We start from the raw sequence: 21,923 nt of genomic DNA, 5'->3' as shown, positions 1-21,923 counted from the left end.
TTTGTGAGTTTGGGAATAACGGGGCGGGGCGAGCGAAGAAACGACGAGGAGAACTCTATGGCGGCGTATTCGACACCCTACCCAATGATGCTCAATTTGGACCAGATCGAGAAGATGAACCAGGACCTGACCAGGATGATGCCGAAGGAGATGGCCAGCGCCGTCAACCTTTTCGTGCATCCTGTCGCGGGTGCGGCGGCGATGTCGGCGCTCGGTATCGGGCTTGCCAACCACGCCTTCGGCGTCTGGCTGGGCGCGCTCACAGGAGCCGCCGAGGCATCACAGCGCCTGATGCAGCCTCTGATCGAGGATTTCGAGGCGCGCGTCGGGAGTTTCGACGACACAAGCGTCCCCGCCACCAAAGCGCGAGCGACAACGAAAACCCTGATCGCCGAGGCGCAGTCCTTTGCGCAGGAAGTCACCGACATCGCCGCCAAGGAGGCCGCCACCGCGGCGCCTGTGGCGAATGCCGCTCCGGCAACGGCCGAGGCCGCCGATGTGCTGCTGCCCGAGGATTTCCGCCAGCCCAAGGCTATCGACAAGCCGGCCAAGCCTTCCGACCTGAAGGCGATATCGGGCATCGGTCCGAAGCTGGAGAAGGTGCTGAACGGGCTCGGTATCTGGACATATGCCCAGATCGCCGCCTGGTCGACGCAGGAGATCGCCTGGGTCGACGATTATCTGTCGTTCAACGGCCGCATCGGCCGCGATGACTGGACTGCCCAGGCGGCTGTGCTGGCCGCAAAGAAGTGAATGAAATGCCGGGCGCTGCGTCTGCCGCGCCCGGGAAATGAGATTGCGGGAAATCCGCAGGGGTTTGAAGCGAATGGCAAAGCTCAAGGTCGACGGGAAAGAGATCACTGTACCCGACCACTACACGCTGCTGCAGGCGGCGGAAGACGCGGGCGCGGAAGTGCCGCGCTTCTGCTTCCATGAGCGGCTGTCGATCGCCGGCAATTGCCGCATGTGCCTGATCGAGGTGAAGGGCGGGCCGCCCAAGCCGCAGGCTTCCTGCGCCATGGGCGTGCGCGATTTGCGCCCCGGCCCGAATGGCGAGCCGCCGGAAATCTTCACCAACACGCCGATGGTCAAGAAGGCCCGGGAAGGCGTGATGGAGTTCCTGCTGATCAACCATCCGCTGGACTGCCCGATCTGCGACCAGGGCGGCGAGTGTGACCTGCAGGACCAGGCGATGGCCTTTGGTGTCGATTCCTCGCGCTATCACGAGAACAAGCGCGCGGTCGAAGACAAGTATATCGGCCCGCTGGTCAAGACGGTGATGAACCGCTGCATCCACTGCACGCGCTGCGTCCGCTTCACCACCGAGGTTGCCGGCATTTCCGAGCTCGGCCTGATCGGCCGCGGCGAGGATGCCGAGATCACCACCTATCTCGAACAGGCGATGACCTCGGAATTGCAGGGCAATGTCATCGATCTCTGCCCGGTCGGCGCGCTGACCTCCAAGCCCTTCGCCTTCCAGGCGCGGCCGTGGGAGCTGACCAAGACCGAATCCATCGACGTGATGGACGCGGTCGGCTCGGCGATCCGTATCGACAGCAGAGGCCGCGAAGTGATGCGCATCCTGCCGCGCGTCAACGAGCAGGTCAACGAGGAGTGGATCTCCGACAAGACCCGCTTCATCTGGGACGGATTACGCACGCAGCGCCTCGACCGACCCTATGTGCGCAAGGACGGCAAGCTGGTTCCGGCGAGCTGGGCTGAAGCCTTCGGTGCAATCAAGGACGCGGTGTCGAAGACGACGCCCGAGAAGATCGGCGCCATATCAGGCGATCTCGCCGCGGTCGAGGAAATCTACGCGCTGAAGCTGTTGATGGCTTCGCTCGGTTCGAAGAACACCGACTGCCGCCAGGATGGCGCAGCCCTTGATCCGGCGCTCGGCCGCGCCAGCTACATCTTCAACCCGACCATCGAAGGCATCGAGCAGGCCGACGCGGTGTTGATCATCGGCGCCAATCCGCGCTTCGAAGCCTCGGTGCTCAACGCCCGCATCCGCAAGCGCTGGCGGGTCGGCAATCTGCCGGTCGGCGTCATCGGCGATGTCGGCGACACGCGCTACGAATATGAACTGCTCGGCGCCGGACCGGATTCGCTCAAGGATCTGGCCGACGGCAATGGCAAGTTCTTCGAGACGCTGAAGAAGGCGACGCATCCGCTGATCATTGTCGGCCAGGGCGCGCTGGCGCGTGCCGATGGCACGGCTGTGCTCGGCCAGGCGGCGAAGCTCGCAGCTTCCGTCAACGCCGCCCGCGCCGACTGGAACGGCTTTGCCGTGCTGCACAATGCGGCGGCCAGAGTCGGCGGCCTCGATCTCGGCTTCGTGCCGGGCGAGGGCGGCAAGGATGTTGCCGGCATGCTGGGCGAAACGGACGTGCTGTTCCTGCTCGGCGCCGACGAGATCGACATGGGCAAGACCGGCGGCGCCTTCGTCGTCTATGTCGGCACCCATGGCGACCAGGGCGCGCACCGCGCCAATGTCATCCTGCCGGCGGCCGCCTACACCGAAAAGTCGGGTACCTACGTCAACACCGAAGGGCGCGTGCAGCAGACCAACCGCGCCGGCTTCGCACCGGGAGATGCGCGCGAGGACTGGGCAATCCTGAGAGCCCTGTCGGATGTGCTCGGCAAGAAGCTGCCGTTCGATTCGCTGCCGCAGCTGCGCGCGAAACTCTATGGCGAATACCCGCATCTGGCCCGCATCGATCAGGTCGCGGCCGGCAATGCCGAGGATATCGCCAATGTGGCGAAACTCGGCGGGCGGCTGAACAAGGGCACCTTCACCTCACCGGTCAAGGATTTCTACCTGACCAACCCGATCGCGCGGGCGTCCGCCGTGATGGCGGAATGCTCGGCACTGGCCAAGAGCGGCTTCAAGCAGGCGGCGGAATAAGCATGGACACCTTCTTCTCCTTCTACGTGCTGCCGGCGCTGCTGATCCTCTTGAAGTCAGTCGTGCTGATCGTGGTGCTGCTGGTCTTCGTCGCCTACATCCTCTACGCCGACCGCAAGATCTGGGCGGCGGTGCAGTTGCGCCGCGGCCCGAACGTCGTCGGCCCCTGGGGCACGCTGCAGGCCTTCGCCGATCTGTTGAAGTTCGTCTTCAAGGAACCGGTCATCCCGTCCGGCGCCAACAAGGGCGTGTTCCTTTTGGCCCCGCTGGTGTCGGCGGTGCTGGCGATCTCGGCCTGGGCCGTCATTCCGGTCAACCAGGGGTGGGCGATCGCCAACGTCAATGTCGGCATCCTCTACGTCTTCGCCATCTCTTCGCTCGAGGTCTATGGCGTGATCATGGGCGGCTGGGCGTCCAACTCGAAATATCCGTTCCTCGGCGCGCTGCGTTCGGCGGCGCAGATGGTGTCCTACGAAGTCTCGATCGGCTTCGTTATCGTTACCGTGTTGCTCACCGCCGGTTCGCTCAACCTCAGCGATATCGTGCTGTCGCAGCAGGGTGGAATTGGCACGCGGCTTGGCCTGCCCAACACGTTCCTCGACTGGAACTGGCTGGCGCTGTTCCCGATGTTCATCATCTTCTTCATCTCGGCGCTGGCCGAGACGAACCGGCCGCCTTTCGATCTGGTGGAAGCCGAATCGGAACTCGTCGCCGGCCACATGGTCGAATATTCGTCGACGCCGTTCCTGCTGTTCTTCCTCGGCGAGTATGTCGCCATCGTCTTGATGTGCGCGCTGGCCACCATCCTGTTCCTCGGCGGCTGGCTGCCGCCCTTCGACTTCGCGCCCTTCACCTGGGTGCCCGGTGTCATCTGGTTCGTGCTGAAGGTCTGCTTCGTGTTCTTCGGCATCTCCATGGTGAAGGCCTTCGTGCCGCGCTACCGCTACGACCAGCTGATGCGGCTGGGCTGGAAAGTGTTCCTGCCGATCTCGCTGTTCATGGTGGTCGCCACCGCAGCCTTCCTCAAGATCACGGGGTTTGCGTGATGTCCGCTCTCGGCCAAGCCGCCAAATCGCTGCTGCTGCAGGATTTCGTCAGCGCCTTCTTCCTGTCGATGCGCCAGTTCTTCGCGCCGAAGGAGACGATCAACTATCCGCACGAGAAGGGGCCGACCAGCCCGCGCTTCCGGGGCGAGCATGCGTTGCGCCGCTATCCCAATGGCGAGGAACGCTGCATCGCCTGCAAATTGTGCGAGGCGATCTGCCCGGCGCAGGCCATCACCATCGAGGCCGGCCCGCGCCGCAATGACGGCACCCGCCGCACGGTGCGTTATGACATCGACATGGTGAAGTGCATCTATTGCGGCTTCTGCCAGGAAGCCTGCCCGGTCGACGCCATTGTCGAGGGGCCGAATTTCGAATTCGCGACGGAGACGCGCGAGGAACTCTACTACGACAAGGACAAGCTGTTGGCGAATGGCGACCGGTGGGAGCGCGAGCTGGCGCGCAACATCTCGCTGGACTCGCCCTACCGCTGATATTTGACGCATGGACGGGGCGAGGGGCCTCGTCTAAGGACACAACGAAACTTGCCGACCGGAGGCGGTGGCAAGCAAGATCGGGCAGGACGCAAGCGTCGTGTCCGGACAGGAACCCGGGGGAACCCCAATGCTGAGTGGACTAGAGGCGGCCTTTTTCTACCTCTTCGCCTTTGTCGCCGTGGCGTCGGCGTTCATGGTCATTTCGTCGCGCAACCCCGTGCATTCGGTGCTGTTCCTGATCCTGACCTTCTTCAACGCCGCCGGCCTGTTCATGCTGACCGGCGCCGAGTTCCTGGCGATGATCCTGCTCGTCGTCTATGTCGGCGCGGTCATGGTGCTGTTCCTGTTCGTCGTCATGATGCTCGACGTCGATTTCGCCGAGATGAAGGAAGGCGCCCTGCAATACGCGCCGATCGGCGCGCTGGTCGGGCTGATCCTGGCGGCGGAGCTGATCGTGGTGCTGGGCGGTTACACATTCGCACCGAAGCTGGCCGCGACGGTTTCGAAGCCTATTCCCGATCTCGCCGCGCGCTCGAACACGGCCGCACTCGGCGACATCCTCTATACCGACTACCTCTACTACTTCCAGATTTCGGGCCTCATCCTGCTGGTTGCCATGATCGGCGCCATCGTGCTGACGCTGCGCCACAAGGAAGGGGTCAAGCGGCAGTCGATCGCAGCCCAGGTCGGCCGCACGCCGGCCACCGGCATGGAAATCCGCAAGGTCAAGTCGGGCGAAGGAGTCTGAGATGGTCGTCGGCATCGCGCATTATCTGACCGTATCGGCGATCCTGTTCACACTCGGCGTGTTCGGCATCTTCCTGAACCGCAGGAACATCATCGTCATCCTGATGTCGATCGAGCTGATCCTGCTCGCGGTCAACATCAATTTCGTCGCCTTTTCGGCGGCGCTGCATGACCTCGTCGGCCAGGTGTTCGCGCTGTTCGTGCTGACGGTCGCTGCCGCCGAGGCTGCCATCGGACTTGCCATTCTCGTCGTCTTCTTCCGCAACCGCGGCTCGATCGCGGTCGAAGACGTGAACATGATGAAGGGTTGACGGAACCACCATGTATCAGGCCATCGTCTTCCTTCCACTGCTCGGCTTCCTGATCGTCGGCCTGTTCGGCACGTCGCTCGGCGCCAAGGCATCCGAATACATCACCTCCGGCTTCCTGGTGATTTCGGCGGTGCTGTCGTGGGTTGCCTTCTTCAGCGTCGGTTTCGGCCATGGTGAGGTGTTCACCGTGCCGGTGCTGCGCTGGATCCAGTCCGGCGGGCTCGAAGCACCCTGGGCGCTGCGCATCGACACGCTGACGGTGGTGATGCTGGTGGTGGTCAACACCGTGTCGGCGCTGGTTCATATCTATTCGATCGGCTACATGCACCACGATCCGAACCGGCCGCGCTTCTTCGCCTATCTGTCGCTGTTCACCTTCGCCATGCTTATGCTGGTGACGGCCGACAACCTCGTGCAGATGTTCTTCGGCTGGGAAGGGGTGGGCCTCGCGTCCTATCTGCTGATCGGCTTCTGGTACAAGAAGCCGTCCGCCAATGCCGCCGCCATCAAGGCCTTCGTCGTCAACCGCGTCGGAGATTTCGGCTTCGCTCTCGGCATTTTCGGCGTGTTCGTGCTGTTCGGTTCGGTTAATCTCGGCACCATCTTCGCCAACGCAGCAACGTTCATCCCGGCTGAAGGCGCGCCGCAAGGTGCGGCCGTGCTGACCTTCCTCGGCCATGCGCTGGACAAGCAGACGGCGATGACCGTCGTGTGTCTGCTGCTGTTCATGGGTGCCATGGGCAAGTCGGCGCAGGTGCCGCTGCACACCTGGCTGCCGGACGCCATGGAAGGCCCGACGCCGGTCTCCGCACTCATCCATGCCGCCACCATGGTGACGGCGGGCGTGTTCATGCTGGCACGGCTGTCGCCGCTGTTCGAACTGTCGCATTCGGCGCTGACCGTGGTGACCTTCATCGGTGCCTTCACCGCTTTCTTCGCGGCGACCGTTGGTCTGGTGCAAAACGACATCAAACGCGTCATCGCCTATTCGACCTGCTCGCAGCTCGGCTACATGTTCGTGGCGCTTGGCGTCGGCGCCTATGGCGCCGCGATCTTCCATCTGTTCACGCACGCCTTCTTCAAGGCGCTGCTGTTCCTTGGCTCGGGCTCGGTCATCCATGCCGTCTCCGATGAGCAGGACATGCGCAAGATGGGTGGCCTGCGGAAGCTGATCCCGACCACCTACTGGATGATGGTGATCGGCACGCTGGCGCTGACAGGCGTCGGCATTCCGGTGACCGTCATCGGCACTGCCGGCTTCTTCTCCAAGGACGCGATCATCGAAAGCGCCTTTGCCGGACATAACTCGGTCGCCGGCTTTGCCTTCATCCTGCTGGTCATCGCCGCCTGCTTCACCTCCTTCTATTCCTGGCGGCTGATCTTCATGACCTTCCACGGCGAGCCGCGGGCGAGCCATGAGGTGATGCATCATGTGCATGAATCGCCGCCGGTGATGCTGGTGCCGCTGTTCATCCTGGCCGCCGGGGCGCTGTTTGCGGGCATCATCTTCCACAATTCGTTTATCGGCGAAGGCTATGCCGAGTTCTGGAAGGCGTCGCTGTTCACACTGCCGGACAATCACATCCTGCACGACATCGAAGAACTGCCGCTGTGGGTCGAGCTGTCGCCCTTCATCGCCATGCTGATCGGCTTCGCGCTGGCCTGGAAGTTCTACATCCGCTCGCCGGAAATGCCGGTGACCCTTGCGAAGCAGAATCGCGGGCTCTACGCCTTCCTGCTCAACAAGTGGTATTTCGACGAGCTTTACGACTTCCTGTTCGTTGGCCCGGCCAAGCGCCTCGGCCATTTCCTGTGGAAGACCGGTGACGGCACCATCATCGACGGGCTCGGGCCTGACGGCATTTCGGCGCGCGTCGTCGATGTCACCAACCGCGTCGTCAAGCTGCAGACCGGCTACCTCTACCACTATGCCTTCGCCATGCTGATCGGCGTTGCCGCACTCGTCACCTGGATGATGCTCTGATGACCGCCTGGCCAATCCTCTCGCTGGTCACCTTCCTGCCGCTGGTTGGTGTGCTGCTGATCCTGTTCATCAGGGATGACAGCGAAAACGCGCGCCGCAACATCCGCTCCATTGCGCTGTTGACGACGACGGCCACGTTCATCATCTCGCTGTTCATCTGGACCGGCTTCGACAATTCGCAGGCCGGCTTCCAGTTCGTCGAGAAATTCGCCTGGCTCGACTCCGGCATTTCCTACCATATGGGCGTCGACGGCATTTCCATGCTGTTCGTCATCCTGACGACCTTCCTGATGCCGCTCTGCATCCTGGCCTCGTGGGAAGCGATCGAGAAGCGCGTCAAGGCCTATATGATCGCCTTCCTGCTGCTCGAGACGCTGATGATCGGCGTGTTCTGCGCGCTGGACATCGTGCTGTTCTATGTCTTCTTCGAAGCCGGCCTGATCCCGATGTTCATCATCATCGGCGTCTGGGGCGGCAAGCGGCGCGTCTATGCCTCGTTCAAGTTCTTCCTCTATACGCTCGCCGGCTCGGTGCTGATGCTGCTTGCCATCATGGCGATGTTCTATCAGTCCGGCACGACCGACATCCCGACGCTGTTGACGCACCAATTCCCGGCCAACATGCAGACATGGCTATGGCTCGCCTTCTTTGCCTCCTTCGCGGTGAAGATGCCGATGTGGCCGGTGCATACCTGGTTGCCGGATGCCCACGTCGAGGCGCCGACGGCAGGTTCGGTCATCCTGGCCGCCATTCTCCTGAAAATGGGTGGGTACGGCTTCCTGCGCTTCTCGCTGCCGATGTTCCCGTTGGCATCCGAAATGTTCGCGCCGCTGGTCTTCACGCTGTCGGTCGTCGCCATCATCTACACCTCGCTGGTGGCGCTGATGCAGGAGGACATGAAGAAGCTGATCGCCTATTCGTCTGTCGCCCATATGGGCTTCGTCACCATGGGCATCTTCGCCATGAACCAGGAAGGCGTGCAGGGCGCGATCTTCCAGATGCTCAGCCATGGCCTCGTGTCGGGCGCGCTGTTCCTTTGTGTGGGCGTCATCTATGATCGCATGCACACGCGTGAGATCGCCGCCTATGGCGGGCTGGTCAACAACATGCCGAAATACGCCACCGTGTTCATGGTCTTCACCATGGCCAATGTCGGCCTGCCGGGCACCAGCGGCTTCGTCGGCGAGTTCCTGACCATGCTTGGCGTGTTCCGGGTCAACACCTGGGTGGCGTTCTTCGCTGCCACCGGCGTCATCCTGTCGGCGGCCTACGCGCTCTGGCTCTATCGCCGGGTGATTTTCGGCGCGCTGACCAAGGACAGCCTGAAGAACCTGCTCGACCTGTCGCCGCGTGAGAAGTTCATCATCTACCCGCTGGTCGTGCTGGTCATCTTCTTCGGCGTCTATCCCGCTCCCGTCTTCGATGCGACGGCCCAATCGGTCAAGTCGCTCGTCACCAATGTCACCGCATCCATCGGCGCCGCGCAGACCGCGGCGGCGAACTGACCAGAGGTTTTGCGAACCATGACGCCGGACCTTCTCTCCAGCCTGTCGCTCTCGACGCCCGAGCTGATCCTTGCCATCGGTGCGCTCGCGCTGCTGATGGTCGGCGCCTATTCGCGCGCCAACACCGCCAACACCGTAACCGGCCTTGCCGTGGCCGTGCTGGTGGTCGCCGGTGCCTGGCTGATTTTTTCCACCGGGCTGGGCAGTGCCTATGGCAACGCCTTTATCCAGGATCCGTTCTCCCGCTTCATGAAGGTGCTGGCGCTGGTCGGCTCGGCGGTGACGCTGATCATGTCGATGCGCTTTGCCAAGGCGGAGCATTTCGACAAATTCGAATACCCGGTGCTGATCCTGCTGTGCACGCTCGGCATGATGCTGATGATCTCGGCCAATGGCATGATCGGGCTCTATCTCGGCCTCGAACTGCAGTCGCTGGCAATTTACGTGCTGGCGGCGATCAACCGCGACAATCTGCGTTCGACAGAGGCGGGCTTGAAGTACTTCGTCCTTGGTGCGCTGTCGTCGGGCATGCTGCTCTACGGCATCAGCCTGGTCTACGGCTACACCGGCAACACCGGCTTCCAGGAAATCGCCTCTGCACTTGGCAGCGGCGAGCGCCAGCTGGGCCTTGTTGTCGGCCTGGTCTTCGTGCTGGCCGGTCTTGCCTTCAAGATCTCGGCGGTGCCGTTCCATATGTGGACGCCCGACGTCTATGAGGGCGCGCCGACGCCGGTGACAGCTTTCCTTGCGGCGGCGCCCAAAATGGCGGCGATGGCGCTGATCGTGCGTGTCACCATGGGCGCTTTCAAGCCGATCGCCGCCGACTGGCAGCAGATCATCGTCTTCATCTCGATCGCTTCGATGGCGCTCGGCGCCTTCGCCGCGATCGGCCAGACCAACATCAAGCGCCTGATGGCCTATTCCTCGATCGGCCATATGGGCTACGCGCTGGTCGGCCTTGCCGCCAACAGCCAGGCCGGCGTGCGCGGCGTTGCGATCTATATGCTGATCTACCTGGTGATGACGCTCGGCACCTTCGCCTTCATCCTCGCCATGCGGCGCAAGGAAGGCAATGTCGAACAGATCAGCGACCTGGCCGGACTTGCCTCGACCAATCCGATCATGGCGACGATTCTCACCATCCTGATGTTCTCGCTGGCCGGCATCCCGCCGCTCGCCGGCTTCTGGGGGAAGTGGTACGTCTTCCTCGCAGCCATCAACGCCAACCTCTACGCGCTGGCGATCATCGGCGTGCTGGCCTCGGTGGTGGGCGCCTATTACTATCTGCGCATCATCAAGATCATGTGGTTCGACGAACCGGTCGGCGGCTTCGTACCGATGGCCAGTGAACTGCGCCTCGTGCTCGGCGTCTCCGGCGCCTTCGTGCTGTTCTATGTGCTGATCGGCGGGCCGATCGGTACCTATGCCGAAGCCGCCGCCAAGACATTTTTCTGACGGGATGGCATTTCGGCTGGCTCCAACCTCGGCGTCGGAAGGGTTCCGGCTCGAGGCCCATGACAGTATCGGTTCCACCAACACGGTGGCGCTGGACCACGCAAGGGCAGGCGACCCGGGCAGGCTGTGGGTCGTTTCCAAAAAACAGGAAAGCGGGCGTGGCCGGCGTGGCCGCGCCTGGGTGTCGCCCGAAGGCAATCTGGCGGCGACCTTGCTTGTCGTCACCGGCGGTGAACTTCGCCTTGCCGCGACGCTGGGTTTTGTCGCCGGCCTGTCGCTTGCCGACGCACTCGATGCCGTGGTGCCGAAGGGTCGGATATCAATCGGGCTTGATGGCGCCAGCCAGGGACAAAACCGTTTCGAGCTGAAATGGCCCAATGACGTGCTTGCTTCCGGTGCCAAGCTCGCCGGCATCCTGCTGGAGTCCGCGATACTGGACGGCGGCCGCTTCGCGGTCGCGGTCGGCATCGGCGTCAATGTGGTGGCGCATCCAACGGATTTGCCTTATCCCGCGACATCGCTGCATGCGCTCGGCGCGACATGCGATGCCGAAACGCTGTTCCTGGCGCTGTCGGATGCCTGGAGCGAGAATGCCCGCCTGTGGGATGAAGGGCGCGGCCTTGCCGCTGTCAGGCGGCGCTGGCTGGCGCGCGCGGCGGGGCTTGGCGGCGAGGTTGCCGTCAGAATTGACGGTAATGTAGTGCGTGGGGTGTTCGAGACCATTGACGAGGACTGCCGTTTCGTGATCCGCGACGATGAGGGGACTGTCCTGACGATCGCCGCCGGCGATGTGCATTTCGGCGCGGTGGCGTCCGCACGGGTATAATGGGCTTGGCCTCAAGGGCCAGGAAGGGAAAAATCATGGCGAAAGCGGAAAACGCCGAACTCGTCTTCGTGCCGCTCGGCGGCGTCGGCGAGATCGGCATGAACTTCGCCCTCTACGGCTACGGCCCGCCGAGCGCGCGCGAATGGATCGTCATCGATGTCGGCGTCACCTTTCCAGATGCCAGCCTGCCCGGCGTCGACCTGGTGCTGCCCGACACGCGCTTCATCGAGGAGAACCTCGCCAATCTGCGCGGCATCATCATCACCCACGCGCATGAAGACCATTACGGCGCGCTGCTCGACACCTGGCCGAAGCTGAAGGCGCCGGTGTGGATGACGCCGTTCAGCGCCGGGCTGCTGGAAGCCAAGCGGCAGGGCGAGCAGGGCGCACCGAAAATCCCGCTGACGATCTACCGGGCGGGCGAGAAATTCACCGTCGGCCCCTTCGAGATCGAAGCCATTCCAGTGGCGCACTCTATCCCCGAGCCGATGTCGCTGGCGATCACCTCGCCGGCCGGCACCGTCATCCACACCGGCGACTGGAAGATCGATCCGGAACCGACGATCGGACCCAAGACAGACGAGGCGCGTTTCCGGGCCTATGGCGACAAGGGCGTGCTGGCGCTGATCTGCGATTCGACCAATGCGCTGCGGGAAGGGGAATCGCCGTCGGAAGTGGCGGTTGGTGAGGGGCTCAAGGGCGTCATCCAGAGTGCCGTCGGCCGGGTCGCCGTCACAACCTTCTCCTCCAATGTCGGGCGCATCGTCTCCATCGCCAAGGCGGCGCGCGACGCCGGCCGCCAGTGCCTGGTGCTCGGCCGCTCGCTGAAGCGGGTCATCGATGTCGCGGACGAGCTTGGCTATATGGACGGCCTGCCGGAATTCATCGCCGAGGAAGATTTCGGCTTCATCCCGCGCGAAAACCTGGTCATTATCTGCACCGGCAGCCAGGGCGAGCCGCTTGCGGCGCTGGCGAAACTGTCGCGCGAAGAGATGAAGTCGGTGTCGCTGACGGCAGGTGACACGGTGGTGTTTTCCTCGCGCACCATTCCCGGCAATGAGAAGGCGATCCTCGAGATCAAGAACCGCCTGATCGATCTCGGCATCAAGATCATCGAGGATGGCGACGCCCTGGTGCATGTCTCCGGCCATCCCCGGCGCAGCGAGTTGCGCAAGATGTATGAATGGGTGCGCCCGCAGATCGGCGTTCCCGTGCATGGCGAGGCGGCGCATCTGGTGGCGCAGGGCTCGCTGATGTCGACCTCCGGCATCGGCCAGGTGGCGCAGGTGCGTGACGGCGACATGCTGAGGCTTGCTCCCGGTCCTGCCACCATCATCGACCAGGTGCCGTTCGGCCGCATCTACAAGGACGGCAACCTGATCGGCACCGACCAGGCGATGGGCATTCGCGACCGGCGCAAACTGTCCTTTGCCGGCCATGTCGCGGTCAATGTCGTGCTCGACGACAAATATGAGCTCGCCGGCGATCCCGATCTGGTCGCCATCGGCGTCGCCGAGGCCGATGCCAGCGGCGAGACACTGGAGGATTTGATGATCGACGCAGCGGTCGGCGCGGTCGATTCGATTCCCCGTCAGCGTCGCAAGGATCTCGACCTGGTGCAGGAGGCAGTGCGGCGCGCGGTGCGCGGCGCCGCCAACGAAGCCTGGGGCAAGAAGCCGCTGGTGACGGTTTTCGTCACCAGGTGAGGGCGGTAGTTACACGTTCAGCTGATAGCTGACCGGAAGCCAGCGAAAAGAGCCGTTCGCCGATTCGATGTAACCCAGGCCAGGAAATGGCATGTGATGGCCGGCCACCAGCAGGCGCTGGTCCGCTGCCATCTTCAGCAGACGCTTGCGGGTCTCGACCGCTTGTTCCTTGTCGTCATCGAAATCGGCATGCCATTCCGGCTGCTGGATGGACACGACATAGTGCAGGAAGGCGTCCGACCAGATCAGCAATTTCTGGCTGTCGCTTTCGACGAGAAATGCCAGGAGACCGGGGGAATGACCTGACGCGTCGATGGCGGTAATGCCAGGAACCACCTCATCTCCGGGCGCTATGAAAGTTGCCCGGCCGGCCAGCCCGGTGCAGACCTGCCTGAACAGATCACGGTTGGCCAATCTGGCCTCGCGAACGGCGGTTCCGTCGGTCCAGAAGGCGAATTCCGCCGCGCCGAATACATAGCGTGCGCGGCTGAAAACGGGTTCGCCATTCCTGATGAGCCCGCCGATATGATCCGGGTGCCCGTGCGTGATGACCACCACGTCGATATCATCAGGCCCAAGCCCAAGGTCTCGCAAACAGTCGAGGAGTGAGCTGCCTTCATCTCCGCATCCGGTGTCGAACAGGATCTTTTCGGAACCGGTGTCGATCAGCGTCGGGATGAAACAATGTTCGTATCGATCCTGGTCGATGAAGTTCGAAACCGCGAGTTCGAGCACGGCGGCTGGCGACTGTCCGGCTGCGAAGGCCGATGCAAGATTGTCGCGAACATCGACAGCGTCGAGCAAGGCGGCAATCTTGAATGATCCGAGATCGAAGGTGAAAACGCGGGCGCGGGCAGGGCGGATGTAAGACATTGCCGTTTGTACTTTGCGGTTGCCGGGCGGACCAGCCTCGATCGTGATTCGCGAGAATGTTCACCAAAGTGCGACAGTGCGCGCTTCGCGAATGGCTGTTGATCTCAGCCGATTTGACGTATGACGCGAGCCATTGGACAGAGGAGAGATAGCTCGCACATGCTCGGACGGCTGAACCATGTCGCGCTTGCGGTGCCGGATCTGGCCTCTGCCGCTGCTGCCTACCGCAACACGCTTGGCGCCGAAGTGACGGAGCCGCAGGCTTTGCCGGAGCATGGTGTCACCGTGGTGTTCGTCAACGTCGGCAACACCAAGATCGAACTGCTGGAACCGTTGGGCGAGGGCTCGCCGATCGCCGCTTTCCTGGCGAAGAGCCCGTCCGGCGGCATGCATCATCTCTGCTACGAGGTCGACGACATCCTGGCCGCGCGCGATCAGCTCAAGGCCGCCGGCGCCCGCGTGCTGGGCGACGGCAACCCCAAGATCGGCGCGCATGGCAAGCCGGTGCTGTTCCTGCATCCGAAGGATTTCTTCGGCACGCTGATCGAACTGGAGCAATCATGAGCTGGGTTTCGTTCACCGCCCTGTTTTTCGCGACCTGGTGGGTGGTGCTGTTTGCCGTGCTGCCGTTCAGCGTCCGCACACAGGACGACGATCACGACGTGACGCTGGGCACGGTCCCAAGCGCGCCGCGCGGGCCGCACATGCTGCGCGCCGTGATCCGCACCACCATCGCCACGGCGATCCTGATGGGCATTTTCTATGGCCTGACGCACGGGCTGGGATACAGCCTCAACGACATCCCCCACATCGTGCCGGATTTCGGCCAGACGCCGGCAAAGTAGATCGTCCGGCGAGGGCGCTCCTGCCGCATTGGAGCGCTGCGGGCAGGGATCAAAAATGCCACCACATCTCGCGGCCGTACGCCTGTTGACGCAAGGTCATGCACCGTGGCAACTCGCCGCGCTAACCAGATGATTGCACAAAAAAATGCAAGGCACGAGGCCTTGCAATTAAACGCGTCCGATCTGTTTCCGGTTTCCGGCGGCAGCGAGTAACCGCGCCTAGATCGCATCCTCCCAAGACTTTGACCGCGTAGGAGAGCAGATTTTTCTCCGCCCTCTCGGTTATCGAGGCACACTAGCCTAAGCCGAATGAAAATGTCACGAAGAATTTTGCCTCGAAACAGGCATTCTCGTGCTGCACTGCACAATAGTATGGCATGCTTTGCTTTCGAAACGACCACGGAGCCTTTGCGGCATGTCCTGAATTGACGCGCGCAAAGAATTGGCGGCCAAGTCCGAAGACGTTCGCTATGCTCAATCGCCGGCGCGGCTGATCCTGGAAACCGTAGGATTCCGGGCCGCAACGCACTGATGTGCCGCCATGTCCGGGTTTCCATTCCGCCATGAAATGGCTATGAAGCCGGGTCAAGCAAGCCTGCGTCGCGCCGATTCTGGCGTGGCCGTTCTCATTCACGGACCAGTCCATGCGTTTGTCGCGCTATTTCCTGCCCATCCTCAAAGAAAATCCGCGTGAGGCCGAGATCGTCTCGCACCGGCTGATGCTGCGTGCCGGCATGATCCGCCAGCAGGGGCAGGGCAGTTTTTCCTGGCTGCCACTTGGCAAACGGGTGCTGGACAAGGTCTGCCAGATCATCCGCGAGGAGCAGGACCGGGCCGGTGCGCTGGAAATCCTGATGCCGACCATCCAGTCGGCCGATCTGTGGCGCGAAAGCGGTCGCTACAACGACTATGGCAAGGAGATGCTGCGCATCAAGGATCGCCAGGACCGCGACATGCTCTACGGCCCGACCAATGAGGAAATGGTCACCGAGATTTTCCGCGCCTATGTGAAATCCTACAAGGATTTGCCGCTCAACCTCTACCACATCCAGTGGAAGTTCCGCGACGAGGTGCGGCCGCGCTTCGGCGTCATGCGTTCGCGCGAGTTCCTGATGAAGGACGCCTATTCCTTCGACCTCGATTTCGAGGGCGCGAGGGCGGCCTACAACAGGATGTTCGTCTCCTACCTCAGGACGTTTACGCGCATGGGCCTGCAGGCGATTCCGATGCGCGCCGACACCGGGCCGATCGGCGGCGACCTCAGCCATGAATTCATCATCCTGGCGGACACCGGCGAAAGCCAGGTTTTCTGCCATCGTGACTATCTTTCGCTAGCCGTGCCCGGCGCCAATACCGACTTCGCCAATGACGGCGAGATATCCGATATCGTCAAGACGTGGACGACGCCCTACGCCGCCACCGACGAGATGCATGACGAGGCGGCGTGGGAGAAGGTCCCCGAGAGCGATAAGGTTTCGGCACGCGGCATCGAGGTTGGCCACATCTTCCATTTCGGCGAGAAGTACTCCAAGCCGATGGGTGCCAAGGTGACGGGACCCGACGGCAAGGACCATTTCGCTTCCGGCGGTTCCTACGGCATCGGCCCATCGCGGCTGGTCGCGGCGATCATCGAAGCGAGCCATGACGAGAACGGCATCATCTGGCCCGACGCAGTGGCGCCGTTCGACATCGGCCTGATCAACATGAAGGTGGGCGACGCCGATTGCGACCGTGTCAGCGAAGAGCTGAATGCCGCGTTCACCGCCGCCGGCAAGGATGTGCTCTACGACGACACCGACCAGCGGCCGGGCGGCAAGTTCGCCACCGCCGACCTGATCGGCTTGCCCTGGCAAGTGATCGTCGGGCCGCGCGGCGTGGCTGCCGGCGAGGTCGAGATCAAGAATCGCAAGACGGGTGAGCGCGAAACGCTGCCGATCGCCGATGCGAAAAAACGCTTCGGTGTCGCCGCATGAGCGAGGCGGCGGCGACAAGATCGGCGGGCGCCGGCCCGTTCTCCTTCTTCGAGCGCACGGTTGCCTGGCGCTATTTGCGTTCGCGGCGCAAGGAGACGGTGATCTCGGTCATCGCATCGATCTCCTTCCTCGGTATCATGCTGGGGGTGGCGACGCTGATCGTCGTCATGGCCGTGATGAACGGGTTCCGCGCTGAACTGTTGACGCGCATCCTTGGCGTCAATGGCCATCTGATCGTGCAGCCGCTCGATTCGCCGCTCGAGGACTACGCCCAGGTTGCCGGCCGCATCAACGGCGTGCCCGGCGTCAAATACGCCATCCCGCTGATCGACGGCCAGGTGCTGGCGCAAGGCAATGTCGGCGGCGGTACCGGCGCGCTGGTGCGTGGCATACGCGGCGAAGATCTCGGCAAGATCGCCATCGTCGCCAACAACATCAAGCAGGGTTCGCTCGCCGGTTTCGACTCGGGCGAGGGCGTCGCCATCGGCAAGCGCATGGCGGAGAATCTCGGCCTGACGCTCGGCGACACCATTACGCTGATCTCTCCTGATGGCGATGTGACGCCGATCGGCACGACGCCGCGCATGAAGGGCTACAAGATTTCGGCGATCTTCGAAGTCGGCATGTCGGAATATGACACTTCCATCGTCTACATGCCGTTCTCCGAAGCGCAGCTCTATTTCAACATGGATGGCCGCGCGCAGACCATCGAGATCTATGTCGACAATCCCGACAATGTCGACGCGCTGAAACCGAAGGTGGAGGAGGCGGCGCAACGGCCCATCGACATGGTCGACTGGCGCCAGCGCAACGAGACCTTCTTTTCGGCCCTGCAGGTCGAGCGCAACGTCATGTTCATGATCCTGACGTTGATCGTGCTGGTGGCGGCGCTCAACATCATTTCCGGACTGATCATGTTGGTGAAGGACAAGGGGCACGACATCGCCATCCTGCGCACCATGGGCGCCTCGCGCGGCGCCATCCTGCGGATATTCCTGATGACGGGGGCGGCGATCGGCGTCACCGGTACGCTCGCCGGCGTGCTGCTCGGCGTCGTCATCTGCACCAACATCGAATCGATCCGCCAGTTCTTCTCCTGGATGACCGGCAAGGTGCTGTTCAACCCGGAGCTCTATTTCCTCAGCCAGCTGCCGGCGAAGATGGATCCGCGCGAGACGACCTATGTCATCATCATGGCGCTCGGCCTGTCCTTCCTGGCGACGGTGTTTCCGGCATGGCGGGCAGCCCGCCTCGATCCCGTCGAAGCCTTGAGGTACGAGTAGTGGCCGAGGTCATTATCGAACTGAAGAGCGTCGAGCGGCACTATGTCCAGGGGCCGCGCAAGCTCACCATCCTGAACGGCGCCGATTTCTCGTTGAAGCGCGGCGAGATGGTGGCGCTGGTGGCGCCGTCGGGCACCGGCAAGTCGACGCTGCTGCACACGGCCGGGCTGCTGGAACGCCCCGACGCCGGCGACGTGATCCTGTCCGGCCGGGCCTGCGGGCGGCTGTCCGACGACGAGCGCACCTCGATTCGCCGCAACGATGTCGGCTTCGTCTACCAGTTCCATCACCTGCTGCCGGAGTTTTCCGCGCTGGAAAACATCATGATGCCGCAGCTGATCAAGGGGCTGCCGCGCAAGGAAGCGGCGGAGCGCGCGGCGCAACTGCTCGACTATATGCAGATCGGCAAGCGCGCCTCGCACCGGCCGGCCGAATTGTCGGGCGGCGAGCAGCAGCGCGTGGCCATAGCGCGTGCGGTCGCCAATGCGCCGCTGGTTCTGCTGGCCGACGAGCCGACCGGGAATCTCGATCCGGTCACCGCCTCTTATGTGTTCGAAGCCCTGGAGGCGCTGGTGCGACAGTCAGGCCTCGCGGCGCTGATCGCCACCCACAATCACGAACTGGCATCGCGCATGGACCGGCGCGTCACGCTGGCCGACGGCAAGGTTGTCCCATTGTAGGCTGCGCGATGGCGTGTCTGGCCACCTGTGGTTCGCACACTCGGCTCGTGTTATCGTAGGCTCTGGGAGACGGCGGACGCGCCGTGAGTGCCCGCCCGCTCCCTATTGTGGGAGGAACAAATGGCTTATTACGTGCTGCTGTCGAATTTCACAGATCAAGGTATCAGGAGTGTAAAGGATACTCAGAAGCGTTCTGAGGCCTTCAAGGCGATGGCCAGCAAAAGCGGTGTCAAGGTCCACACCCTGTTGTGGACGCTTGGCCAGCATGATGTCGTGGCGATTGCCGAAGCAGACGACGACATTGCTGCGACCGCACTAGCCCTGTCGATAGCGTCGCAAGGTAACATCAGAACTCAGACACTGAGGGCGTTCGACACGGCAGATATGACCAAGATAATGGCAAAGATGGCCTGACTGGAGCGTAGGCATTCACGCCATCCCGGCTAGTCACCGCGGCTCACACCAAGGTGCGTTGGAGGCTTCCCGCCCGCAGCGGGCTTAATGGCAGCAATCGCAGTTGCGATTTCCGGACCATCGGGAACGGCCCAACTGTGGGCGAGAAGATCGCTTGCCGCAGAGTTGAGATCACCAAGGGCGAGGTGCGCCATCCACCACGCTTGCCGTGATCTCGAACCGCTTCGGCATGGTACGTTCCCGGGCTCTCGCTGGTCGGAGGCGGCCGTGAAAAAGATCATTCTCGGGGTTGCGGCGTTGCTGTTCTTGGTAGCCATCCTGGCGACCGTCTATTCATTGATCTTCGGTTGCCCGCATGGCGGTTCATACCGGTGCGTGCAGGGCTCCAACCGGGAAGTCTGTGGCTGCCCGCAATCGTAACCTTCGCGGCGCTGCTCGCGGATGGCCTGCCTGGTGTGGTCAATAGCAGCTTCACTCGCCTCCCAGCGAGCGGTTAACCTTTTACTAACCGTCCCAAATTCCCGTCCTATCACCATATCTCTGCAGGCGTTGACATTGAAACAAAATTAGAACAAATTGCGAACATATCAACAACAGGAGAGAGTTATGACCGATCTGGTTCAGGATGTCATCTCGCTGGTTTGCATGAGCACATTCCTCATTTCCATGGCGATCTGGATCGGCGCCATGTGATTTGGCGGCTCTCGCCGCCTTGGTTTCTGGCGGGCGAAAACCGCTCCGCCGTTAAACCTTTCTTGCCGCCGCGACGCTAGGGTAGCTCCTCTAAGGCAGGAGCAACGTCCAGGTGTCGCCCATCGTCACGGCCATTCTGGTGGCCAGCAATCTCGGGCTGATCTTTCTTTTGATGACCGTGCCGCTTGGTTTGCGCACGGTCAGGGTCAGCCGCGTGGTGGCGATGGACCGCCAGCGCGTCTGGCAGGCGCTGTGGCCGCTTGGCAGCGATGCCGGCTGGTCCGGTGAGATCCTGTCGGCGCGGCCGCTGGACGGGGAGGGTGTGTCTCGCATCATGCTGTCGTGGGAAGGCCGCGACGGCAAGCCGATCGAGCGCAGGGCGCGGTTTGAAGACATCGTCGAGGGCAGCCGCTTCGCCATGCGCGTCCTCGAGGATACCGCGCTCGATGGCTCGTTCTGGAAAGACTATCGCGAAACCGCCGAACTCGTCTCCGAAGGCAGCGGCACGCGGGTGACGCTCAGCCAGACGGATCGTTACCGCGGCGCTGCCTTTCTGGTGTTTCGGTACTTCGCCATGCGCCGCGAGCTGTCCAAGCTGCAGCGTTGGGCGGTAACCGGACAGTACCGCAAGGGTGGCTGGTTCGAGCATCCGCTGAGTCAGGTCGGCTTTGCCGTGCTGTCGGCATTGATCCTGTGGCCGTTCTTCGGCCTCCATCTCGGCGGGCTGGCGCTGGCCGCGATCCTGACCTCGGTCGTGGCTCTTCACGAGCTCGGCCATATGGCGGCATTCCGGCTGATGGGCCACCGCAAGGCGCGGATGATCTTCATTCCGCTGCTCGGCGGCATCGCCATCGGCGGCCGGCCCTATAACAGCCGTTTCGAAGTGGCCTTCGTGGCGCTGATGGGGGCGGGTTTCTCCGCCTTCCTGGTGCCGATCGTCATTGCCGCCAGTGCGTTTGCGGGCAGCGAGGGGCACAAGGCCGCCGCCGCGCTGCTGGCAGCGCTGGCAGGCTGTGCGGCCCTGTTCAACATTGCCAATCTGGTGCCGGTGTGGAAGTTCGATGGCGGCCAGGTGCTGCGCCAGATCTGCCCGGGGCCGATCGCGCTGGCGCTGGCCTCGTTCTTCCTGCTTTCCGTGTTCCTGGCGGTGGGCTGGCGGGCAGGCTTCTCGTCCGGCTTTCTAATCGTGGCGGGAGCGGTGTTTTCGATCCTCAGCCTGCTCACTGTCGGCAGCGGCGTGGAAGCCGCGCTATGAGTTGGAGCCAATCCGCACCGTTGACCGCTTCGCCATCGCCGGCGCGCTGCTGGCGGTGTTCACCATTCATGGCTGCGGCGTGTTGTGGGCGTCGGCGCAACTGCTTTGAGCTCGTGTTGAGCCCGAAAGGTTCAACTGGCCTTGCGGGCTGCTTCGGCGGTCAAGGCAGTGGCAGGACCGAACACGTCCTCGAAGGCTGATTTCAGCGCCAGATCAAGGTCGGCCATGCCGACGGGCAAGCCGAGGTCGACGAGGCTGGTGACGCCGTGATCTTGCACGCCGCACGGCACGATGCCGCCGAAATGGTCGAGCTCCGGTTCGACATTGATGGCGATGCCGTGAAAGCTTACCCAGCGCCGCAGCCGGATGCCGATGGCCGCGATCTTGTCCTCGGCCGGCGAGCCGTCCGGCAGGGCAGGGCGATCGGGCCGCACCACCCAGACGCCAACCCGGTCCTCGCGGCGCTCGCCGTGCACGTTGAAGGCGGCGAGCGTGCCGATGATCCACTGTTCGAGCGCGGCGACGAAAGCGCGGACATCCTCGCGGCGCCGCTTCAGATCGAGCATGACATAGGCGACGCGCTGGCCAGGTCCATGATAGGTGTACTCGCCGCCGCGGCCGGCCGAAAAGACCGGAAAGCGATCAGGATCGATCAGGTCCTCGATGCGGGCGCTGGTGCCGGCGGTGTAGAGCGGCGGATGTTCGACCAGCCAGACCATTTCCCCGGCGGCCCCGCTGCGGATCGCCTCGGCCCGCGCTTCCATGAAGGCGAGCGCATCGGGATAGGCGGTCAGGCCAGGCTCGATGCGCCACTCGACCGGTGCTGAACCGGGGAGCGGCAGGAACGACGTGGCGATCTGGCTGCGTTCTGTCATGGTTTTTCGTTTTTTCGCTTGTGCACGTCATGGTCCCATAGCCGCCTCGC

General features: G+C 62.9%; 22 protein-coding genes. 19 read left to right on the top strand and 3 right to left on the bottom strand.

The annotated features are described in order from the left end of the window. Window positions 1-57 precede the first annotated feature (57 nt). The 11 genes from HB778_RS00435 to HB778_RS00385 all read left to right on the top strand — a co-directional run bounded on the left by HB778_RS00435 (window position 58) and on the right by HB778_RS00385 (window position 12,982). On the top strand, window positions 58-753 hold the full coding sequence (locus HB778_RS00435) for an NADH-ubiquinone dehydrogenase (protein WP_183460569.1): 696 nt from the start codon (window positions 58-60) through the stop codon (window positions 751-753). 73 nt (window positions 754-826) lie between these two features. Next, on the top strand, window positions 827-2,908 hold the full coding sequence (gene nuoG, locus HB778_RS00430; RefSeq protein ID WP_183460567.1) for an NADH-quinone oxidoreductase subunit NuoG: 2,082 nt from the start codon (window positions 827-829) through the stop codon (window positions 2,906-2,908). A gap of 2 nt (window positions 2,909-2,910) precedes the next feature. After that, window positions 2,911-3,954 carry an NADH-quinone oxidoreductase subunit NuoH gene (gene nuoH / locus HB778_RS00425; RefSeq protein WP_027051252.1) on the top strand — a complete coding sequence of 348 codons (1,044 nt, stop codon included), beginning with the start codon at window positions 2,911-2,913 and terminating at the stop codon, window positions 3,952-3,954. After that, window positions 3,954-4,445, top strand: coding sequence for an NADH-quinone oxidoreductase subunit NuoI (nuoI, locus tag HB778_RS00420; protein WP_095204089.1), 492 nt, complete (start codon window positions 3,954-3,956; stop codon window positions 4,443-4,445). Before nuoH ends, nuoI begins: the two co-directional genes overlap by 1 nt. Window positions 4,446-4,575: 130 nt before the next feature. Beyond that, window positions 4,576-5,196, top strand: a complete 621-nt coding sequence (locus HB778_RS00415) for an NADH-quinone oxidoreductase subunit J (protein ID WP_095204088.1) — start codon at window positions 4,576-4,578, stop codon at window positions 5,194-5,196. 1 nt (window position 5,197) lies between these two features. Then, a complete protein-coding gene (nuoK, locus tag HB778_RS00410; protein WP_183460565.1) occupies window positions 5,198-5,506 on the top strand; it encodes an NADH-quinone oxidoreductase subunit NuoK in 309 nt (102 codons plus the stop codon). Between the two features lie 10 nt (window positions 5,507-5,516). Beyond that, entirely contained in the window at window positions 5,517-7,490 is a 1,974-nt protein-coding gene (gene nuoL / locus HB778_RS00405) for an NADH-quinone oxidoreductase subunit L (RefSeq protein WP_183460563.1), read from the top strand. Beyond that, entirely contained in the window at window positions 7,490-8,995 is a 1,506-nt protein-coding gene (locus HB778_RS00400; protein ID WP_183460561.1) for an NADH-quinone oxidoreductase subunit M, read from the top strand. Before nuoL ends, HB778_RS00400 begins: the two co-directional genes overlap by 1 nt. Before the next feature lie 18 nt (window positions 8,996-9,013). Continuing rightward, window positions 9,014-10,450 carry an NADH-quinone oxidoreductase subunit NuoN gene (gene nuoN, locus HB778_RS00395; protein WP_183460559.1) on the top strand — a complete coding sequence of 479 codons (1,437 nt, stop codon included), beginning with the start codon at window positions 9,014-9,016 and terminating at the stop codon, window positions 10,448-10,450. Between the two features lie 4 nt (window positions 10,451-10,454). Next, window positions 10,455-11,276: a biotin--[acetyl-CoA-carboxylase] ligase gene (locus HB778_RS00390; RefSeq protein ID WP_095204084.1), complete on the top strand. Its 822-nt coding sequence runs from the start codon at window positions 10,455-10,457 to the stop codon at window positions 11,274-11,276. Window positions 11,277-11,311: 35 nt separating this feature from the next. Then, entirely contained in the window at window positions 11,312-12,982 is a 1,671-nt protein-coding gene (locus HB778_RS00385; RefSeq protein ID WP_095204106.1) for a ribonuclease J, read from the top strand. Window positions 12,983-12,991: 9 nt separating this feature from the next. On the opposite strand, the gene HB778_RS00380 is transcribed toward HB778_RS00385, so the two are convergent. Next, the gene (locus HB778_RS00380) at window positions 12,992-13,855 is read right to left on the bottom strand and encodes an MBL fold metallo-hydrolase (RefSeq protein ID WP_183460557.1); all 864 of its coding nucleotides are present in this window, start codon (window positions 13,853-13,855) and stop codon (window positions 12,992-12,994) included. Window positions 13,856-14,014: 159 nt separating this feature from the next. On the opposite strand from HB778_RS00380, the gene mce reads away from it, so the two are divergent. Further along, window positions 14,015-14,419 (top strand): methylmalonyl-CoA epimerase, encoded by a 405-nt coding sequence (gene mce, locus HB778_RS00375; RefSeq protein WP_183460555.1) that lies wholly within the window; start codon window positions 14,015-14,017, stop codon window positions 14,417-14,419. Beyond that, entirely contained in the window at window positions 14,416-14,700 is a 285-nt protein-coding gene (locus tag HB778_RS00370) for a DUF1467 family protein (protein ID WP_010910093.1), read from the top strand. Before mce ends, HB778_RS00370 begins: the two co-directional genes overlap by 4 nt. 295 nt (window positions 14,701-14,995) lie before the next feature. On the opposite strand, the gene HB778_RS00365 is transcribed toward HB778_RS00370, so the two are convergent. Further along, window positions 14,996-15,346, bottom strand: coding sequence for a hypothetical protein (locus tag HB778_RS00365; protein ID WP_183460553.1), 351 nt, complete (start codon window positions 15,344-15,346; stop codon window positions 14,996-14,998). On the opposite strand from HB778_RS00365, the gene proS reads away from it, so the two are divergent. The 6 genes from proS to HB778_RS00335 all read left to right on the top strand — a co-directional run bounded on the left by proS (window position 15,345) and on the right by HB778_RS00335 (window position 20,998). Further along, entirely contained in the window at window positions 15,345-16,673 is a 1,329-nt protein-coding gene (proS, locus tag HB778_RS00360) for a proline--tRNA ligase (RefSeq protein ID WP_183460551.1), read from the top strand. The two genes, HB778_RS00365 and proS, sit on opposite strands and share 2 nt — an antisense overlap. Next, window positions 16,670-17,956 carry a lipoprotein-releasing ABC transporter permease subunit gene (locus HB778_RS00355; protein WP_183460549.1) on the top strand — a complete coding sequence of 429 codons (1,287 nt, stop codon included), beginning with the start codon at window positions 16,670-16,672 and terminating at the stop codon, window positions 17,954-17,956. Before proS ends, HB778_RS00355 begins: the two co-directional genes overlap by 4 nt. After that, complete coding sequence (locus HB778_RS00350; RefSeq protein WP_179298215.1) at window positions 17,908-18,636, top strand: ABC transporter ATP-binding protein; 729 nt, start codon at window positions 17,908-17,910, stop codon at window positions 18,634-18,636. Before HB778_RS00355 ends, HB778_RS00350 begins: the two co-directional genes overlap by 49 nt. A gap of 120 nt (window positions 18,637-18,756) precedes the next feature. Further along, complete coding sequence (locus tag HB778_RS00345; protein ID WP_095204077.1) at window positions 18,757-19,050, top strand: GYD domain-containing protein; 294 nt, start codon at window positions 18,757-18,759, stop codon at window positions 19,048-19,050. A 267-nt stretch (window positions 19,051-19,317) separates the two neighbouring features. Next, a complete protein-coding gene (locus HB778_RS00340; RefSeq protein ID WP_179298214.1) occupies window positions 19,318-19,470 on the top strand; it encodes a hypothetical protein in 153 nt (50 codons plus the stop codon). Between the two features lie 385 nt (window positions 19,471-19,855). After that, window positions 19,856-20,998 (top strand): site-2 protease family protein, encoded by a 1,143-nt coding sequence (locus tag HB778_RS00335; protein ID WP_244661753.1) that lies wholly within the window; start codon window positions 19,856-19,858, stop codon window positions 20,996-20,998. A 131-nt stretch (window positions 20,999-21,129) separates the two neighbouring features. On the opposite strand, the gene lipB is transcribed toward HB778_RS00335, so the two are convergent. Continuing rightward, entirely contained in the window at window positions 21,130-21,873 is a 744-nt protein-coding gene (gene lipB, locus HB778_RS00330) for a lipoyl(octanoyl) transferase LipB (RefSeq protein WP_183460547.1), read from the bottom strand. Between the last annotated feature and the right edge of the window lie 50 nt (window positions 21,874-21,923).

Origin of the sequence: Mesorhizobium huakuii (assembly GCF_014189455.1) — a bacterium.
GTDB classification, from domain to species: Bacteria; Pseudomonadota; Alphaproteobacteria; order Rhizobiales; family Rhizobiaceae; genus Mesorhizobium; species Mesorhizobium huakuii_A.
This window is presented reverse-complemented; position numbering and strand designations above follow the sequence as displayed.

Coding starts and splice junctions, on each gene's coding strand:
- HB778_RS00435 (WP_183460569.1), top strand. CDS start 58: ATGGCGGCGTATTCGACACCCTACCCAATGATGCTCAATTTGGACCAG.
- nuoG (WP_183460567.1), top strand. CDS start 827: ATGGCAAAGCTCAAGGTCGACGGGAAAGAGATCACTGTACCCGACCAC.
- nuoH (WP_027051252.1), top strand. CDS start 2,911: ATGGACACCTTCTTCTCCTTCTACGTGCTGCCGGCGCTGCTGATCCTC.
- nuoI (WP_095204089.1), top strand. CDS start 3,954: ATGTCCGCTCTCGGCCAAGCCGCCAAATCGCTGCTGCTGCAGGATTTC.
- HB778_RS00415 (WP_095204088.1), top strand. CDS start 4,576: ATGCTGAGTGGACTAGAGGCGGCCTTTTTCTACCTCTTCGCCTTTGTC.
- nuoK (WP_183460565.1), top strand. CDS start 5,198: ATGGTCGTCGGCATCGCGCATTATCTGACCGTATCGGCGATCCTGTTC.
- nuoL (WP_183460563.1), top strand. CDS start 5,517: ATGTATCAGGCCATCGTCTTCCTTCCACTGCTCGGCTTCCTGATCGTC.
- HB778_RS00400 (WP_183460561.1), top strand. CDS start 7,490: ATGACCGCCTGGCCAATCCTCTCGCTGGTCACCTTCCTGCCGCTGGTT.
- nuoN (WP_183460559.1), top strand. CDS start 9,014: ATGACGCCGGACCTTCTCTCCAGCCTGTCGCTCTCGACGCCCGAGCTG.
- HB778_RS00390 (WP_095204084.1), top strand. CDS start 10,455: ATGGCATTTCGGCTGGCTCCAACCTCGGCGTCGGAAGGGTTCCGGCTC.
- HB778_RS00385 (WP_095204106.1), top strand. CDS start 11,312: ATGGCGAAAGCGGAAAACGCCGAACTCGTCTTCGTGCCGCTCGGCGGC.
- HB778_RS00380 (WP_183460557.1), bottom strand. CDS start 13,855: ATGTCTTACATCCGCCCTGCCCGCGCCCGCGTTTTCACCTTCGATCTC.
- mce (WP_183460555.1), top strand. CDS start 14,015: ATGCTCGGACGGCTGAACCATGTCGCGCTTGCGGTGCCGGATCTGGCC.
- HB778_RS00370 (WP_010910093.1), top strand. CDS start 14,416: ATGAGCTGGGTTTCGTTCACCGCCCTGTTTTTCGCGACCTGGTGGGTG.
- proS (WP_183460551.1), top strand. CDS start 15,345: ATGCGTTTGTCGCGCTATTTCCTGCCCATCCTCAAAGAAAATCCGCGT.
- HB778_RS00365 (WP_183460553.1), bottom strand. CDS start 15,346: ATGGACTGGTCCGTGAATGAGAACGGCCACGCCAGAATCGGCGCGACG.
- HB778_RS00355 (WP_183460549.1), top strand. CDS start 16,670: ATGAGCGAGGCGGCGGCGACAAGATCGGCGGGCGCCGGCCCGTTCTCC.
- HB778_RS00350 (WP_179298215.1), top strand. CDS start 17,908: ATGGCGGGCAGCCCGCCTCGATCCCGTCGAAGCCTTGAGGTACGAGTA.
- HB778_RS00345 (WP_095204077.1), top strand. CDS start 18,757: ATGGCTTATTACGTGCTGCTGTCGAATTTCACAGATCAAGGTATCAGG.
- lipB (WP_183460547.1), bottom strand. CDS start 21,873: ATGACAGAACGCAGCCAGATCGCCACGTCGTTCCTGCCGCTCCCCGGT.